This window comes from Paraburkholderia sp. SG-MS1, assembly GCF_012275575.1.
GTDB lineage: Bacteria > Pseudomonadota > Gammaproteobacteria > Burkholderiales > Burkholderiaceae > Paraburkholderia.
Genome location: NZ_NPIH01000077.1, coordinates 1 through 16,414, shown reverse-complemented (window position 1 = coordinate 16,414; position 16,414 = coordinate 1). Strand labels below are relative to the sequence as shown.

At 63.5% G+C, this 16,414-nt stretch carries 16 protein-coding genes and 1 pseudogene; 14 read left to right on the top strand and 3 right to left on the bottom strand.

What is annotated here, in order from left to right:
* Nucleotides 1-658, bottom strand: a pseudogene (locus tag CIC12_RS05160) (DNA topoisomerase IB); the annotation flags it as partial.
* 170 nt (nucleotides 659-828) lie between these two features.
* On the opposite strand from CIC12_RS05160, the gene CIC12_RS05155 reads away from it, so the two are divergent.
* The 5 genes from CIC12_RS05155 to CIC12_RS05135 all read left to right on the top strand — a co-directional run bounded on the left by CIC12_RS05155 (nucleotide 829) and on the right by CIC12_RS05135 (nucleotide 3,533).
* A complete protein-coding gene (locus CIC12_RS05155) occupies nucleotides 829-1,170 on the top strand; it encodes a chemotaxis protein (protein ID WP_168662786.1) in 342 nt (113 codons plus the stop codon).
* A 182-nt stretch (nucleotides 1,171-1,352) separates the two neighbouring features.
* Nucleotides 1,353-1,904, top strand: a complete 552-nt coding sequence (locus tag CIC12_RS05150) for a type 1 glutamine amidotransferase domain-containing protein (protein ID WP_168662784.1) — start codon at nucleotides 1,353-1,355, stop codon at nucleotides 1,902-1,904.
* 96 nt (nucleotides 1,905-2,000) lie between these two features.
* Nucleotides 2,001-2,558 (top strand): DUF4142 domain-containing protein, encoded by a 558-nt coding sequence (locus CIC12_RS05145; RefSeq protein WP_168662782.1) that lies wholly within the window; start codon nucleotides 2,001-2,003, stop codon nucleotides 2,556-2,558.
* Nucleotides 2,559-2,560: 2 nt separating this feature from the next.
* Nucleotides 2,561-2,905 carry a DUF1488 domain-containing protein gene (locus CIC12_RS05140; RefSeq protein ID WP_168662780.1) on the top strand — a complete coding sequence of 115 codons (345 nt, stop codon included), beginning with the start codon at nucleotides 2,561-2,563 and terminating at the stop codon, nucleotides 2,903-2,905.
* A gap of 46 nt (nucleotides 2,906-2,951) precedes the next feature.
* Nucleotides 2,952-3,533 (top strand): hypothetical protein, encoded by a 582-nt coding sequence (locus CIC12_RS05135; RefSeq protein WP_168662778.1) that lies wholly within the window; start codon nucleotides 2,952-2,954, stop codon nucleotides 3,531-3,533.
* Between the two features lie 162 nt (nucleotides 3,534-3,695).
* Here CIC12_RS05135 and CIC12_RS05130 read toward each other — a convergent pair whose 3' ends face one another.
* The gene (locus CIC12_RS05130; protein WP_168662776.1) at nucleotides 3,696-3,944 is read right to left on the bottom strand and encodes a hypothetical protein; all 249 of its coding nucleotides are present in this window, start codon (nucleotides 3,942-3,944) and stop codon (nucleotides 3,696-3,698) included.
* Nucleotides 3,945-4,338: 394 nt separating this feature from the next.
* Here CIC12_RS05130 and CIC12_RS05125 point away from each other — a divergent pair, with 394 nt between their 5' ends.
* Nucleotides 4,339-4,788, top strand: a complete 450-nt coding sequence (locus tag CIC12_RS05125) for a PA2169 family four-helix-bundle protein (protein WP_168662774.1) — start codon at nucleotides 4,339-4,341, stop codon at nucleotides 4,786-4,788.
* Between the two features lie 211 nt (nucleotides 4,789-4,999).
* Here the strand turns inward: CIC12_RS05125 and CIC12_RS05120 are convergent, their stop codons facing one another.
* Nucleotides 5,000-5,338 carry a BON domain-containing protein gene (locus tag CIC12_RS05120; protein ID WP_168662772.1) on the bottom strand — a complete coding sequence of 113 codons (339 nt, stop codon included), beginning with the start codon at nucleotides 5,336-5,338 and terminating at the stop codon, nucleotides 5,000-5,002.
* A gap of 497 nt (nucleotides 5,339-5,835) precedes the next feature.
* Between CIC12_RS05120 and CIC12_RS05115 the strand changes: the two genes are divergently transcribed.
* The 8 genes from CIC12_RS05115 to CIC12_RS05080 form a co-directional block, all read left to right on the top strand.
* Complete coding sequence (locus CIC12_RS05115) at nucleotides 5,836-7,317, top strand: RNA polymerase factor sigma-54 (protein WP_168662770.1); 1,482 nt, start codon at nucleotides 5,836-5,838, stop codon at nucleotides 7,315-7,317.
* Nucleotides 7,318-7,460: 143 nt separating this feature from the next.
* Nucleotides 7,461-8,639 (top strand): pyridoxal phosphate-dependent aminotransferase, encoded by a 1,179-nt coding sequence (locus CIC12_RS05110; RefSeq protein ID WP_168662768.1) that lies wholly within the window; start codon nucleotides 7,461-7,463, stop codon nucleotides 8,637-8,639.
* A 201-nt stretch (nucleotides 8,640-8,840) separates the two neighbouring features.
* Nucleotides 8,841-9,587, top strand: coding sequence for a FadR/GntR family transcriptional regulator (locus tag CIC12_RS05105; protein ID WP_168662766.1), 747 nt, complete (start codon nucleotides 8,841-8,843; stop codon nucleotides 9,585-9,587).
* A gap of 263 nt (nucleotides 9,588-9,850) precedes the next feature.
* Nucleotides 9,851-10,594, top strand: coding sequence for a (Fe-S)-binding protein (locus CIC12_RS05100; protein ID WP_168662763.1), 744 nt, complete (start codon nucleotides 9,851-9,853; stop codon nucleotides 10,592-10,594).
* On the top strand, nucleotides 10,591-11,982 hold the full coding sequence (locus tag CIC12_RS05095) for a lactate utilization protein B (RefSeq protein ID WP_168662761.1): 1,392 nt from the start codon (nucleotides 10,591-10,593) through the stop codon (nucleotides 11,980-11,982). The genes CIC12_RS05100 and CIC12_RS05095 overlap by 4 nt, the downstream gene beginning before the upstream one ends.
* Nucleotides 11,969-12,553: a LutC/YkgG family protein gene (locus CIC12_RS05090; RefSeq protein WP_168662759.1), complete on the top strand. Its 585-nt coding sequence runs from the start codon at nucleotides 11,969-11,971 to the stop codon at nucleotides 12,551-12,553. Before CIC12_RS05095 ends, CIC12_RS05090 begins: the two co-directional genes overlap by 14 nt.
* Nucleotides 12,554-12,729: 176 nt before the next feature.
* Nucleotides 12,730-14,517 (top strand): VRR-NUC domain-containing protein, encoded by a 1,788-nt coding sequence (locus CIC12_RS05085; RefSeq protein ID WP_168662757.1) that lies wholly within the window; start codon nucleotides 12,730-12,732, stop codon nucleotides 14,515-14,517.
* A partial coding sequence (locus CIC12_RS05080; protein ID WP_168662755.1) for an ATP-dependent DNA helicase occupies nucleotides 14,514-16,414 on the top strand: 1,901 nt, incomplete at its 3' end. The genes CIC12_RS05085 and CIC12_RS05080, both read left to right, overlap by 4 nt.

Sequence of the window (16,414 nt, the reverse complement as noted above, 5' to 3'; positions counted from 1 at the left end):
GCTTGATGCGCGGATTGTCGACCGTCACGTCATGTTCGATGCCGCTCTTGCCGCGAAATTTGAACCGCAGTTGACCGGCTTCGATCTTCACGTGCTTCTTGCGCAGCGTGGTCAATCCGTACGACTGATTATCACGCGCGTATTCGACGCTGCCGATCCGGATCAACGTCGTATCGAGCAACTGAACGATCGCCGCGATGACTTTGTCGCACGGCATGCCCGGCAGTTCGAGATCGCGTGCGACGCGCGCGCGAATCTTCGGCAGCGCCCGGCCGAACTCCGCCATCCGCTCGTACTTGTCGGCGTCGCGCGTTTCGCGCCAGCGCGGGTGATAGCGGTACTGCTTGCGGCCGCGCGCGTCGCGTCCGGTCGCCTGAATGTGACCGCGCGGATCGGGGCAGATCCACACGTCTTCATAGGCGGGCGGGATGGCGAGCGCGTTGATGCGCTTGATGTCGTCTTCGTCGTCGATGCGTTTGCCGTTTGCGTCGAAGTAGACGAAGCCGTCTTTTTCGCGCTTGCGCGTATAGCCGGGTTTGGCGTCGTCGGCATAGCGCAGCCCCGGCGGCATGCTTGCGGCTGCGGTCGGCTTCGCGCTGCCTTGTGCGGGCTTTATCGCTTCTGGACGGCGTGCGACTGGATTGGTTGGAGTGGCCATCGTTGCAGGTAGAAGTTTCAAGCGAGGGCGCGCGGGGCGCCGATTGTCTGCCATAAGCAAAGGCGGTGCCCACGGCGGAGCCGATGTTCCTCATGGTGCGCGGCGCGAGAGGCGTGCGGAACGGTCCTTGCGAAATGATCCTCGTGACGAACCTAACCAAGGAGAGCGCCATGAGCAGCACGCTGAACCCTGATGAAGAGCCGCAACAGGTGGTGAAGGAAACCTCGGGCACGACTGGCGCGCTCGGACCGAGCGATTCGTCCGATAGCGGCAGCGATGTCGCCGGTGCGAAGCGTCATGTGTTCGACGTCGACTCGGAACTCGACAATCACGCGCTCGAAACGGGCGACGCCGAACTCGGCAGCGACACGGATCGCGCCGGCACCGGCGAGCGCGCCGCAGCCGATGGCGATTCGACGCTAAACGCGGATAGCGACATCGAACCCGATCGGATCGTCGATCCGCTAGAGGTGGACGACGACGGTCTCGACGAGGACCCCAATGGCGCGTAATGCGGTTCTGACGCGGTTCTGACGCGTTTCTGACGGGCGATATGGGACGAGCGCTTGTGCCGCGATCTCACCCAACGCATGGGCACGTCTTTTGCTGACCTTCTGTTGACTAACGAAGTAACGAACGCGGGAGCGCGCGCAGTAACGTTGCCGGCTCCGCATTCGAACGAAGGAGAACACGCATGGCTAGCACGCTGAATGGATGCAAGGTAGCAGTACTCGCGGTGGATGGCTTCGAACAGGCGGAACTGGCGGAGCCGAAACGCGCGCTCGCGCAAGCGGGCGCAACGGTGCATGTCATCTCGGCGAAGCCCGGCAAGATTCAGGGTTTCAAGCACGTTGACAAGGGCGACGCAGTCGAGGTCGATGCGACTTTCGATCAGGCGCGCGCCGACGACTACGACGCGGTAGTGCTACCCGGCGGCGTAGTGAACGGCGATGCGATCCGTCTGCTGCCTCAGGCACAGGCATTCGTCAAAGCGGCCGACAATGCCGGAAAGCCGATCGCGGTAATTTGTCATGGCACATGGTTGCCGGTGTCGGCGGGAATCATCAAGGGTCGCACGGTCACGAGCTGGCCGAGCTTGCAGGACGACATACGCAATGCAGGCGGTGCGTGGATCGACCAGGAAGTGGTCGAGGACGGCAATCTGATTTCCAGCCGCAAACCCGACGACCTTCCCGCGTTCAACAGGGCGCTGATCGCGCAACTCTCCGCGCGCAAAGCTGCCTGAACTGGGAGTGAAGCCAGGCGTGAAAGGAGGACGCGCAATGCGAACATCTCGTCGATCCAATGCGCGCCGGTGCCTCGGCGAACAGGGAGAAAATGCATGAAATTCCGGTATTCCGTACAAGTGATGACCGTCGCGCTGGGCTTGAGCGTGGCGTCCATCGGCGCGGTTCACGCCCAGGCTAGCGACGCGCCGGCGAGTGAGGCGCCCGTCGGCGGCACGAAGCTGTCGCCAGCAGACACCCAATTCGTGCAGGACGCCTCGACAGCCGACGCCACCGAAATTGCCGCAAGCAAGATCGCGCTGAAGAACTCGAACGATCCGCATGTGCGCAAGTTTGCCCAGCAAATGATTGCCGACCATACAAAGCTTTCGCATGGCATGGCCGCGCTGGTGTCGAAGAAGGGCTTCAACACGGCGCCCTCCGCGGATTCCGCGCTGGTCGGCAAACTGCAGTCGCTCAAGGGTAAGGCGTTCGATCAGGCCTACGTCGAGCAGATCGGTGTGGAAGCGCATCAGCGGGCTGTCGATCTGTTCGAACGGCAAAGCCAGAGCGGCACTGACGCGCAGTTGAAAGCCGCCGCCGCCAAGGCGTTGCCGATCATCAAACATCACCTCGCAATGGCGCAGCAACTCGCCGGCGAAATGAAGGGTTAGTCATGAATGCGATCCTGCCGCGACCGGCCTATGAGGACTCCCTTATGCAGATCATTTTTCCGGACGACAAACCGGCTTTCGACGGCGCGAATCTGACAGTGCGGTTCATGGCGCAGGTGGACGGCGAACCGGTGGTATGCGCGATCACCGCCGAAGCACTGGAAGATCATTTTGGCGCCGATTCCGCGTTGGAAGCCACCTTGATGACGGCATTCGACAAAGGTCTTCACCGCATCCGTTCGGTCTGCGCGGAAGCGCTCGACCAGAACCACGGTGAAGGCGTAGTGTTGCATAGCGGACTGTTCAGAGTCGAAGGCATGGAACCCGGTCGCGGCGCCACGGCGTAGTGCCGGCATGGGCCCGAACGCCATTTCAACGATGCCAGGAGGCCTCATGTCACTCATCGTCGCAGCGCGTTTTACGACTTTTCCAGCCGCTGAAAACGCGGCGCAGAAGCTATTCAACGCAGGTTTCGTCGAAGAAGACGTCACCCTCTTTTTCGTCAATCCGCGCGGCCAGCATGCGCGCTATCCGATTGGCGGCGACACCGGCACCGATCCCGGCGCGAAAGGGGCACCCAAAGGCGCGGGCCTGGGTGTGACGATCGGCGCGGTGCTGGGGGCGGTGGTGGGCGTGGCGATTTTTGCCGCGTTCTCCGCACCGATCATCGTGTCGCTGATCGCGGCCGGCGTCGGCGCTTATGTCGGTTCGCTGGTCGGGGCGATGTCACGCACGCGCGAGACCGGCAAATCGGGTCATCATCTGGCATTTCATGAAGAGGCGCGCGACTCGGGCGTGCTGGTCGCCGTTCACGTGTCGCCGGACAATCAGCTCGACGCCGCACGGGTGTTGCGTGAAGCGGGAGGCGTGTCGATCGAGCGCGCGACCGGGCGCTGGCAGCAAGGGCGCTGGGCGGACTTCGATCCGTTGAAGACGCCAGAGCCGATGAACGAATATAGCGAAAAGCATGCGTGAGTTCGCTGGATCCGCCACGTAGTGTGTGATGCGGTTAAGCGTAGAAACAGGATGGCCCGGCATTGGCCGGGCCGTCCTGCGTGGGTGGCCACCTCGGGAGTTCGACCGTACGGTTTATGCGAGGAGAGGCGGCCGGCGCGAAGCTTTTAAAGCCAGTTGCCGTTAAACCCAGAGTTGCCGCTGCGCACCGTGTTGCGGTTGAATGTCGCGTTCCAGCTTGCGCTCGCCGCGCGTCGATTCGCATCGTGCGGGCATGAGTCCGTCATGCATTGCGCCGCATAAGGACAGCGTCGCCTGCGCGTTCGCGGGCGACGTGTCGTGCGCGTGCATGCCTTCACGAGTCTGCATGACGGTGGCCGACGAGACGATCGCGACGGCCGCAAAAAATCGCGTGCTTCTGATCTTCTTCATGTGATGCTCCCTGTCGTTATTGCCTGCCCATGGTTTTCAACGCCTGTGGCAAGGCTTGCGCGGCGTCGATGCATGCATTGCGCGACGCAAGCGGCGCCCTGAACAAGCAACCGTCATGCCATCGCGCAAACCCCTGCCGTATGGGGTTCTCGCGTTTTGCGTCAGGGCAGGGTGCCGCGCAACATTTACGCGCGGATGGCCAATTTGGCGGCATGTGAGCTTGCATCGCTCCATACGTCGCGCGAGGAAGGGTCCGGGCACGGCGCATGCGAGCGCATGGATGAACCCCGTTGCCTGAGCGTTCCGTGTAGCCGCAGGTGATCGATGCATCGCACAAGCGTCACACCGGAGGGCGGCAGCGGGTTCTGCGATTAACGAAACCCGGAGGTATTGAATGGCTACGAACGTTGTATCCGTGCTGAACGATCTGGTCGAGACGTCGAAGGATGGCGAGAAGGGCTTTCGCAAGGCAGCCGAGGATGCGCACGACGCGCAACTGAAGACGATGTTCCTGTCGCGTGCCGACGACTGCGCGCGCGGCGCGCGCGAGTTGCAGGACGCGGTGCAAAGCCTGGGCGGCAAGCCCGAGACGGGCGGCAGCATGAGCGGTGCGCTGCATCGCGGCTGGGTCGATGTTAAATCGGCAGTCACCGATCGCAGCGACCACGAAATCCTGGCCGAATGCGAAAAGGGCGAGGACGTGGCGAAGAAACGATATCACGACGCGCTCGAAAAGGATTTGCCGGTGGACGTGCGCGCGATCGTCGAACGGCAGTACCAGGGTGTGTTGCAGAACCATGATCGCGTGCGCGATTTGCGCGATCAATATGCGGCCCGCCGTTAAAGGCCAGTAGGTGGCCGGCGCCTGCGAGGGCGCCGGTCATTGTTCTTGTGCCCGAGGTAAGAGTAAAACTGGCGAACGACGCCAAGCGGAGCCCGCCATTAAATAAGCCGTCCGCGATCTGAATCGCGGACGGCTTATTTGCATCTGCGTGCTGAAGTGCTGCGAAAAGATGCCGGCCGCAGCCGGCATGCTCCTCGCCTCGCGACCGATCTTATTCGGCGCCGACCTTCAGGTGGTTCTTCACGCTCGACACGCCCTTGACGGCTTGCACGACTTCTTCGGCGGCGGCCTTGTCGTCGGCCGAAGGCACCGAACCCGTCAGCGATACCACGCCCTTGCGCGTCTTCACATGGATATGGGTTGACTTGACGTTTTTCGCGGCGAGCAGATCAGCCTTCACTTTGGTGGTGATGGCCGTATCGTCCACGTGCTGGCCCACGGATTCGGACGCGGCTGCCGGTGCCGGCGCGGTGGTTTGCGCGGTAGCGTTCAGTGCGAATGCAACACAAGCGATGCTGCCGGCGGTCTTCAGAAATTGGATCGTCTTCATGGTTTCTCCTTCGGGTGTTGAAGAAAATTGCGGTCTTGTTGCCTGCGGTCGATCGCGGCCAAAGCCGCCGATGACTCGCGTGGGGTCGTTGCCGCTACGGTTCCGTCAGGGCCGTTTTCGACACCGGGCGAAGGTCCATACACGCGTGGTGAGAATAGGTTTGCATGCAAAGAGCCAACGTCCGTCCACGCAGGGTAACTCGCAAATGGTGTGCCCGGGGCGCCGTGCGAACGGCTCCCGCGCGGAAAGCCTTTACCGCACATGCATTTAGGCTGATGAATAGGGCAGACGACGGGCGTGGTCCGCGCACTGGCGGGGCCACAGGAGGGGAACCGGAATTTGCCGGGCATTTGTAAAAAGGGCGCGCCGCGAGCGCGCAATTGGCGGGCCTGAAAAAACAAAGCGTATGAAAAACAGGGCGTTGGGCGAGCTGGTACGGCAGTTGCTCTAATTGAGGCCACAGTCATTTTCCAGCTCAATTACGGGACCTCACTACAATGCCTTCAATTGAACTACGTACAAGGCAGTCTCTCGCACTCACACCGCGTCTTCAGCAATCGGTGCGTCTGCTGCAGTTGTCGTCTCTGGAGTTTCAACAGGAGTTGCGCACCGCGCTCGACACCAATCCCTTCCTCGAATATGACTCGTCGGAAACGGAAGACGTCGCCCTCGCGACCGCGTCGACTGGCGAGGAACCCGGCGCGCCAGTCGCGACGGACACGGTGGCCACCGCCGAGCCCGAGGCGCTGCAGTCAGAAACCGCCGGCAACGATACGCTAGAAAGCGCGGGCCAGGACGATATGCCCGGCGACTTTTCGGGCGACTACAGCACGCGCAGTTCGGCGCGCCAGAACGGCGACTCGGACAGCAGCGATCCCGCCGAATGGGCTCGTTCGCAACCGACCTTGCGCGAGCAGTTGCACGACTCGCTGCGCCTTTATCGTCTCGACGATCGCGACCGCGCGGTGGCCCGCTTCATTATCGAGGCACTCGACGATGACGGCTACCTGCGCCAGGAACTCTCCGATCTCGCGGATAGCGTCGATCTCGAGCCGGAACTGACCGAAGAGGAACTGCTGGTGGCGTTGCGCCTCGTGCAGTCGCTCGATCGTCCGGGGCTCGGTGCGCGGTCGTTGTCGGAGTGTCTTTCGCTGCAGGTGAACGCACTGCCCGCCGATACGCCGGGGCGCGACGTCGCTCAGCAGATCGTCGAACATCATCTGGAACGTCTCGCGCGCCGCGAGCAGGCCGAATTGCAAAAGCAGATCGGCTGCAGCGCCGAGGAATTGCGCGTGGCGTGCGCGCTCGTGCGCAAGCTCGACCCGAAGCCGGGCAATTGCTACGGCCGCACGGAAGACAACTACGTCGTGCCGGACGTGATCGTGCGTCAGGTGCGCAACAAGTGGACGGTGTCGATCAATCCGGCGGTGCAGCCGCGCGCGCGGATTCATCGCATGTACGCAGAGCTGTTCGCGCAGTCGGCCGGCGCGAGCCGTTCGCCGCTCGCCCAGCAGCTGCAGGAAGCGCGCTGGCTGATCCGCAACGCGCAACAACGCTTCGACACGATCCAACGCGTCGCCGAGTGCATCGTCGCGCATCAGAAGGCGTTCTTCCAGTACGGTGAAATCGCACTGAAGCCGATGGTGCTGCGCGACGTGGCTGAAGAACTCGGCCTGCATGAATCGACGATTTCGCGCGCGACCGGCAACAAATATATGGCGACGCCGCGCGGCATCTTCGAGTTCAAACACTTTTTCCCGCGTGAGCTGGGCACCGAAAGCGGCGGCACGTGTTCGGCCGCGGCAGTGCGCGCGCTGCTCAAGGAAATGATCGCCGCCGAAAACACGCGTGACCCGCTCTCCGACGTGACGCTCGCGAAGATGCTGGCCGATCAGGGTGTGCTCGTGGCGCGGCGCACCGTCGCGAAGTACCGGCACCTGATGAAGGTGCCGCCGGCGGAATTGCGCCGCCAGATTTAAGCGTTAAGCGCGCGGCTTCCTGTCGAAAAGGCTTGCGCACGAGGGCCACGCGAGGCTGTTCGCTCGCGCGGCCCTTTTTCGTATCTGGACGTTTCGTGCGCGCGCCATTACATTGGCGGGTCAAATCGAAACGGGTGAGCGCAATGAAGTACTCGAATCTGGTCGGGCGCCTGCAAGGCCGACGCACGTCGGCGTGGGAAATCCATCGCGTCGCGCAACTGGCCGCCGCCACCGGCGAAGACGTCATCGTGCTGAGCGTGGGCGACCCGGACTTCGCGACGCCCGCGCCGATCGTCGAGCGCGCAATCGACGCATTGCGCGGCGGCGATACGCACTACAGCGCGGTGTCGGGCCGCGAGCAGTTGCGTGAGGCGATTGCCGTCGAACATGCGCGCACGACCGCAAGCGCCGCGAGCGCCGCCAACGTGATCCTGACCGCGGGCGCGCAAAACGGCGTGTTTGCCGTGTCGTTGTGTCTGCTCGAAGCGGGCGACGAAGTGATCGTCCCGGAGCCGATGTATCTCACCTACGAGGCTTGCGTGCGTGCGGCGGGCGCCACGCTCGTGCCGGTGCCGGTCGATCCGGCGCGGGCGTTTCACGTCGACTGCGATGCGCTCGAAGCGGCGCTCACGCCGCGCACCAAGGCAATTTTCTTCGCCACGCCATGCAATCCGACCGGCGTGGTGATGCCGCGTGCCGATCTCGAACGCATTGCGCGGCTCGCCTGTCAGCACGATTTGTGGGTGTTGTCCGACGAGGTCTATGCGGAGCTCACATTCGAGCGCGAACATGTGAGCATCGTGTCGCTGCCCGGCATGGCCGAGCGCACGGTGACGCTCGGCAGTCTGTCGAAGTCGCATGCGATGGCGGGTTGGCGCGTCGGCTGGGCGGTCGGGCCCACGGAGCTGATCGAGCATATGGGGCGCCTCGCGCTGGCGATGCTCTACGGTCTGCCAGGCTTCATTCAGCAGGCGGCGTTGACGGCCGTGCAGAACAAGGCGGCGATCGTCGCGGAAATGCGCGAAATCTACCGGCGCCGCCGCAACGTCGTATTCGAGCGGCTACATCGCGTGCCGGGTTTGCGCTGCCTGTTGCCCGAGGCGGGCATGTTCATGATGGTCGACGTCAGCGGCACGGGGCTCGACACGGTGGATTTCACCTGGCAGCTGTTTCACGCAAAGGGCGTGTCGGTGCTCGACGCGAGCGCTTTCGGCGAGACTGCGAACGGGTTCGTGCGCCTCGGTTTCGTGGTGGATGAAGCGCGGCTGATCGATGCGTGCGAGCGGATCGCCGCGTTCGTGGACGGGCTGCGCGTGCGGTGAGGTCGCAACCATGGGCCGCGCGTGGAGATAACGCGCATGGCCCGTCGTGCCGCGTGCCGTCCCCGCCGCGCACATTCGGCGTAAACCGTTGAACGGTATAATTCACGCACTGCGAGGCAGCGGTTCAGCGTCGCGTGTAGAACGTTGTGAGTCTGCTGCCTGCCAGGCTGTCTTTCGAACCGCCTTCCTTCATCGCTACCCATGCCATTCCTCCCGATCCAGTCCTTCACGCGCAAACGACTCTCCGACGTGGTGTCTGACCAGATCAAGCAACTGATCTCCGAGGGCACCTTGATGCCGGGCGACCGGCTGCCGGCCGAGCGTGATCTGGCCACGCAGCTCGGCGTGTCGCGCCCTTCGTTGCGGGAAGCGCTGATTCGGCTCGAAGCGGACGGGTATATCGAAACCTCGGGGCGCGGCGGTTTTACCGTGGTGGACGTGACCGCGCCGATCATCTCCAGGCCGCTCGCCGAACTGTTGCTGCAAAATCCGCGTACCAGTGCCGATATTCTCGAGTTGCGCCAGGGACTCGAATCGATTTCGACGGTGTACGCCGCGCAACGCGCCACCGCCGCTGACCGCAAGAAGATCAGCGCGGCGTTCGACGCATTGAAAGCGGGCTCCTTGTCAGGAGATCGCGTGAACCTGGCTGAGCTCGACGCTGCGTTTCACCTCGCGATTGCCGACTCCACGCACAACGTCGCGCTCGCGCACGTGATGCACGGCATCCATACGCTAATTCGTGAGGGGATGCGTCAGTATCATCGGTTGATCGACTACGATGACGCTATGGAAAAGCAGTTGATGAACCAGCATCAGGCCATCTACGACGCCGTGATGGCGCGTGACGCGCAAAAGGCGCGCAAGGCGGCCGAACGCCACCTCACCTACGTGCGCGAGATGTATAAGGACGAGGCGGCGAAACCTTCGGCCAGCGCTCTCTCGTGAGTGCCTGATTCAACGAGCGCGCTGCACGGCCAGCCAGCTCACTCCCGCTTTCCGGATTCCTGTTCCCCGCATTCCCCTCGCTTTCCCCCCGATTGACACCCTTTGGCGACTTCCTTATATTCTTGGTCAGACCAACATGACCAGTATTACAAATACCCCGATGCCGGTCTACTGAACGCAAACCGGGCCGCCATGGCTTCCCGGTCCAATTCCGCTGTAGAGTAGGCGAGTCCCCGCCGTCGCTTCCTCATTTCAAAGAGTTTATGAAAGTCGCCCTGTTCATCCCGTGCTTCATCGACGCGTTTTATCCCGAAGTGGGGATCGCCACGCTCGAACTGCTCGAACGCTTCGGCATTGAGGTCGACTATCCGCAGGAGCAAACCTGCTGCGGCCAGCCGATGGCCAACAGCGGTGCGCACGCCGAGGCAGCCGGCGCCGAGCGTGTGTTCGCGCGCAACTTCGCGGGCTACGACTACATCGTCGGGCCGTCGGCGAGCTGCATTCATCATGTGCGCGAGCATCTGAGCGCGATCGAGCAGACCGGCGACGTGAAGAAGGTCCGCGCGAATGCCTATGAGCTGGTGGAGTTTCTGCACGACGTGGTCGGCGCGCGCGACTTTCCATGGGCCGAGTTTCCCCATCGCGTCGGCTTGCACAACAGTTGCAGCGCGCTGCGCCATCTGAAGGAAGCGTCGGTGTCGGAAATCGCCGCCGCGCCGTTTTCGAAGCCGCGCGCGTTGCTCGAACGCGTGAAGGGTATCGAGTTCGTCAAGCCGGCAAGGCCCGACGAATGCTGCGGGTTCGGCGGCACCTTCTCGGTTACCGAGGAACCGGTGTCGGTGCGCATGGGGCAGGACAAGGTGCGTGACCATCTGCAGGCGGGCGCCGAATACATCGTATCCGGCGACATGTCGTGTCTGATGCACCAGCAAGGCTGCGCGGAACGCATGAAAGCGGATGCGCGCTTCATCCATATCGCGCAGGTTCTTAATGGAGCGCGCGCATGAGCAGGATCGATCACGCGAAAGCGGCGGGCGCTTTCATCAAGAAGACGGAGCACGTCGCGTTTCACGACAAGCGTCTGTGGGATTTACGTGAGAAGCGCGACGCGCAGGCGCACGGCATCGCCGAATGGGAGACGCTGCGCGAACTGGCCTCGGGTATCAAGGAACACGCGCTGTCGCATCTGTCCGACTATCTCGAGCAGTTCGCGGCGGCGGCCGAGGCCAATGGCGTGGTGGTGCATTGGGCCGCCACCGCCGAAGAGCACAACGCGCTGGTGCACAAGATCATGTCGGAGCGCGGCATGACCACGCTCGTCAAAAGCAAGTCGATGCTCACCGACGAATGCAAGATGCGCGAGTATCTCGAACCGCGCGGCATCACGGTGATGGAGACGGATCTCGGCGAACGCATCCAGCAGCTCGATCATCAGGACCCGAGTCATATGGTGGTGCCCGCGGTTCATAAATTGCGCGCCGACGTCGCGGAACTGTTTGGCCGCACGATCGGCACCGATCCGGAGAACAGTGACATTCACTACCTCGCGGAAAGCCAGCGGATGAATACGCGCCCTTACTTCGTGCGCGAGAAAACCGCCGGCATGACCGGATGCAATTTCGCGGTGGCGGAAACAGGCACGGTCGTCGTGTGCACTAACGAAGGCAATGCGGATCTGTCGGCGAATGTGCCGCCGCTGCACATCGCGTCGATCGGTATCGAGAAGATCATTCCCAGGGTGTCGGACCTCGGCGTGTTCGTGCGCATGCTGTCGCGCAGCGCGCTCGGTTCGCCGATCACGCAATATACGTCGCATTTCCGTGCCCCGCGGCCGGGTGCCGAGATGCATTACATCCTCGTCGATCACGGCCGCTCCGAGCGCCTCGCGATGGAGGACTTCTGGTACTCGCTCAAATGCATCCGCTGCGGCGCATGCATGAACACCTGTCCGGTATATCGGCGCAGTGGCGGGCTGTCGTATGGCGGCACTTACTCCGGGCCCATCGGCGCGATCATCAATCCGACGTTCGATCTGAAGCGCTACAGCGCGCTGCCGTTCGCGTCGACGCTCAACGGCAGTTGCACGAACGTGTGTCCCGTGAAGATCAACATTCACGAGCAGATTTACAAATGGCGCACGGTGATCGCCGACCGTCATGAAGTGCCGTTCGTGAAGCAGGAAGTATTGAAGATGGCAGGGCGTCTGCTCGCGAGTCCGACTCTGTATCGCGCGACGGTGTCGTCGATGGGCGGCGCATTGCGGCATCTGCCGAATTTCATGCTGTACAACCCGCTCAATATCTGGGGCAAGCAGCGTGAGTTGCCGGAGGCGCCTAAGCTGACCTTCCATGCCTGGTACAAAAAGAATCGTGGAGGCGGCGATGGCAACGCGTGAGGCTTTTCTGGCGAAGGTGCGGCAGGCGCAACCAGCGGCGCGGCCACGTCCCGACGTGCCGCTGTTCGACGCGGCGGGCGGCGATCTGCGCGCGCGTTTTACAGCGGCGTTGCAGATGATGGGCGGCACCTGTGTCGACTTGGCAGCCGCCGGCGACGTGAGCGTGCTGATTCGCGAGCGCTTCGGGGCGGAGGCGTCGATTGCATCGGCAACGCGCGAAGTGCCGGGTACGCGCGTGCTCGCGGCGGACACTGAGCCCGCTTCGTTGCAGGACATCGACGTCGGCGTAGTGCGGGCACGCTTCGGGGTCGCCGAAACCGGCTCGGTGTGGTTCAGCGAACGCGAGTATGTCGTCAACGCACTGGGCTACATCGTCCAGCACCTGGTCGTGCTGCTCGACCCGGCGCAATTGATCGACGGCTTGCAGGACGTCTACCGGCGCGACGACTTCCGCGCGGCGCGTTATGCGGCACTCGTGACGGGACCGTCGGCGACGGCCGATATCGAAGGGGTACTGATTCGCGGCGCGCAGGGTGTGCGCTCGCTGACGGTGGTGTGGGTCGCGCCCTGACGCGCTGATTCACTGCAGGCGATCGAATCAGTTGCGTCGCATACTCGTTGGCCGGCGGGCGTGCAGCCCACGCGGGGCGGCGAGCGTATTTCATTGATCGGCCACGCTTGCGCGCGGAACCCCACCACGGACTTTGCTATCATCACTGTATAAACATACAGGTTATGCAAGAACCCGTGGCAACCGATGCTCGATCAGAACTCCGCTCTGACGTCCCTTACTACCTGCTGAACTTCGAGCGCGCGCTGGCGTGGCTCGCCGCGCGTTACGACGATCTGATGGACGCGCACGAACTCGCGTTCCTCGACGCTTTCGCCGCTTTGCCGCAAGCGTCGCGCGCGCTGCTGGTGCGTATGCTGATGCGCAAAGGCGCGCTGTTTCGCGCAAGCCGTCTGGCGTATGACGAGATCGGCTGCCCGTTGCAGGCGGCCGCGCCCATGGCGGCGCTCGGCTGGGTCGACAGCGAACCGCACCTTTCACTCGACGATCTGTTCGCGCTCAGCACGCGCCCTCAGCTGCTGGAGATATTCGCCGAAGCCATCGCCCTGATTCCCGGCGCGAAGAGCTTGCGCAAATCCGATCTGCTCGACACGCTGCGGCCGTTTCATGAAACCGGCGGCGACGCGGAAGATCCCGCACGTCGCCCGCTTGCCGCATGGCACAGCGGCGCCGCAGACCGCGTCTTTCACGTCGCGATTGCACCGCTCTGCGAGCGGCTGCGTCTGATGTTCTTCGGCAATTTGCAGCAGGACTGGTCAGAGTTCGTGCTGGCCGATCTCGGCGTGTTCCAGTACGAAAAGGTGGCGTTCGCCCCCTCATCGCGCGCATTCCGGCAACGCGCGGACGTCGATGTTTATCTGGCGCTGCATGCATGCCGTGAAGCGCTGGAGTGGCTGCCTTTGGTCGATGGCGCGAACGCGATCGACGCACTCGTCGCCAAGGTCCTCTCCATCGAAACCGGGAACCCGTGGCTCGACATGCGTCGCGCGAAACTGCTGTTCCATATCGGCAACGAGTGCGAACGGCGGCAGAACTGGACCGCGGCGTTTGCAGTGTATGAGCGTTGCGCATGGCCAGGCGCGCGTCATCGGCGTATGCGCGTGCTCGAACGCAGTGAGCGTTTCGACGAAGCGTTCGCGTTGGCCTCGCATGCCGCGGCTGCGCCTGAAAGCGAAGAGGAGGCGCAGCGCATCGCGCGCATGTTGCCGCGCTTGCGACGCAAGCGCGGCGAGCCGGCGCTGCGTACACCGGCAACGCGCCCGATCGAGCGCAGGACGCTGGTGTTGCCAAAGCCCGAGACGCCGCAAGCAGTGGAATACGTCGCGCGCGATCATCTGACGTGCGATACGGCGCCGGTGCATTACGTCGAGAACGCACTGATCAATTCGCTATTCGGTTTGCTGTGCTGGGAGACGGTGTTCGCGGCGTTGCCCGGCGCGTTTTTTCATCCGTTCCAGCGCGGTCCGGCCGATCTGTATGCGCCGGATTTCCATGCGCGCCGGGCGGACCAGTTTGCCGCGTGCCTCGCGCAACTCGATAGCGACGCCTATCGCGAGACGATTCTGCGGCATCTGCACAGCAAGGCGGGGCTGCAGTCGCCGTTCGTGTTCTGGGGGCTGCTGACGCCGGAGCTTGTCGCGCTCGCGCTCGACTGCCTGCCGGCCGCGCATCTGAAGCTGTGGTTCGAGCGCCTGCTGCGTGATATTCGCGGCAACCGTTCGGGCCTGCCGGACCTGATCCGTTTCTGGCCGGCCGAGCGCCGCTATGAACTGATCGAGGTGAAAGGGCCCGGCGATCGCTTGCAGGACAACCAGATTCGCTGGCTCGCGTATTGCGCGCAGCATGGCATGCCAGTGCGCGTGCTCGACGTGCGTTGGGCCGAGGATTGGCACGCGGATGCGCCGACGCAGGATGCGGCCGCGTCTGAGGCCACCGCGAAGTTCGGCAACGGAGCCGCTACATGAGCTACGTCGTGGCCGTGCGCGCAATGTGCGAATTCACCGCGCGGCGCGGCGATCTGGATCTGCGCTTCACACCTGCTCCCACCTCACTGGAAGGCATGGCCGGTCACGCGACGGTGGCAGGGCGGCGCGCAAGCGGCTATGAAACCGAGATCACGCTAACGGGTACGCATCGCGGTCTCACCGTGCGCGGCCGCGCCGACGGTTACGATCCGGCGGCGAATCGTCTCGAGGAGGTCAAGACGCATCGCGGCGATCTGGAGCGGATGCCCGCCAATCACCGCGCGCTGCATTGGGCGCAGGCGCTCGTGTACGGTCATCTGCTGTGCCGTGCGCGCGGGCTGGCCGAGTTGACGGTCGCGCTGGTGTACTTCGACATCGGCAGTCAGAAGGAGACGCTGCTCACGCAAACGCATACGGCGCGCGAGCTGGAGATTTTCTTCGTCGAGCAGTGCGAGTGTTTCCTCGATTGGGCCGTGCAGGAAGAGGCGCATCGCGCGGCCCGCAACGCCGCGCTCGGCGCGTTGCAGTTTCCTCATGGGCAGTTTCGCAGCGGGCAGCGCGAGCTGGCGGTGTCGGTATATCGCGCGGCGCGAGACGGTAAGCCCCTGATGGCGCAGGCGCCTACCGGCATCGGCAAGACGCTGGCGACGATTTTCCCCTTGCTCAAGGCGTGTGCCTCGGAGCAGGTCGATCGCGTTTTTTTTCTGACCGCGAAGACGCCGGGCCGCGCGCTCGCGCTCGATGCGATCGACACGTTGCAGCAGAGCGCCGCGTCGTCCGGCGCGCGATTGCCGTTGAGAACGCTCGAACTGGTCGCGCGCGACAAAGCCTGCGAGCATCCCGACAAAGCGTGCAATGGCGAATCGTGTCCACTCGCACGCGGCTTTTACGACCGGCTCGACGCGGCCCGCTATACGGCACTCAACACCGCACTCGACACCGCACTCGACCCGGCGCTCGCAGGCCCGCGCCTCGACCGTGCAGCAGTGCGCGCCGCCGCGCTCGCACACGACGTTTGCCCGTACTATCTGGCGCAGGAACTGGCGCGCTGGGCCGACGTCGTGGTCGGCGATTACAACTACTACTACGACAGCAACGCGATGCTGTATGCCCTCACGCAGATCAATCAGTGGCGCGTCGGCGTGCTGGTGGACGAGGCGCACAATCTGCTGGACCGCGCGCGGCGCATGTACACGGCATCGCTCGATCAGGCGGCGTTGCGGATCGCGCGCACAACCGCGCCGGCCAGCTTGCGCAAGCCGCTCGAACGCTTGCAGCGCGAGTGGAACGCCGTCAAGCGGGCGCAGACCGGCACGTATCAGGTCTATAGCGGGGTTCCGGGCAAACTGCTGTCGGTTGCGCAGAATCTGATCGGCGCGGTCACGGATCAGCTCGCCGAAGCGCCGCTTTCAATCGACGCCACCGCGCTGCGGTTCTTCTTCGATGCGATGCATTTCGTCGCGCTGGCCGAGCAGTTCGGTGAGCACTCGATTTTCGACGTGACGCTCAGCACGGACCGTCACGCGCCGCGCGACAAAACCTGCGCCACGCTCTGCGTGCGCAACGTGATTCCCGCGCCGTTTCTCGCGCCGCGCTATGCCGCCGCGCGCACGACCGTGATGTTCTCCGGCACGCTCGATCCGCAGCACTTCTATCGCGACACACTGGGATTGCCGCAGCAGACGCAGTGGCTCGACGTCGAAGGGCCGTTTCGCGCGGAGCAATTGCAGGTGCATGTGGCGGGTAATGTGTCGACGCGCTGGCGCGACCGCGAGCGCTCGCTCATACCGATCGTCGATCTGATCGCGCGGCAGTATGCGGCGCAGCCGGGCAATTACCTGGGCTTCCTGAGCAGTTTCGAGTACCTGCAGCGGGTGGTCGAATTGATGCGCGAACG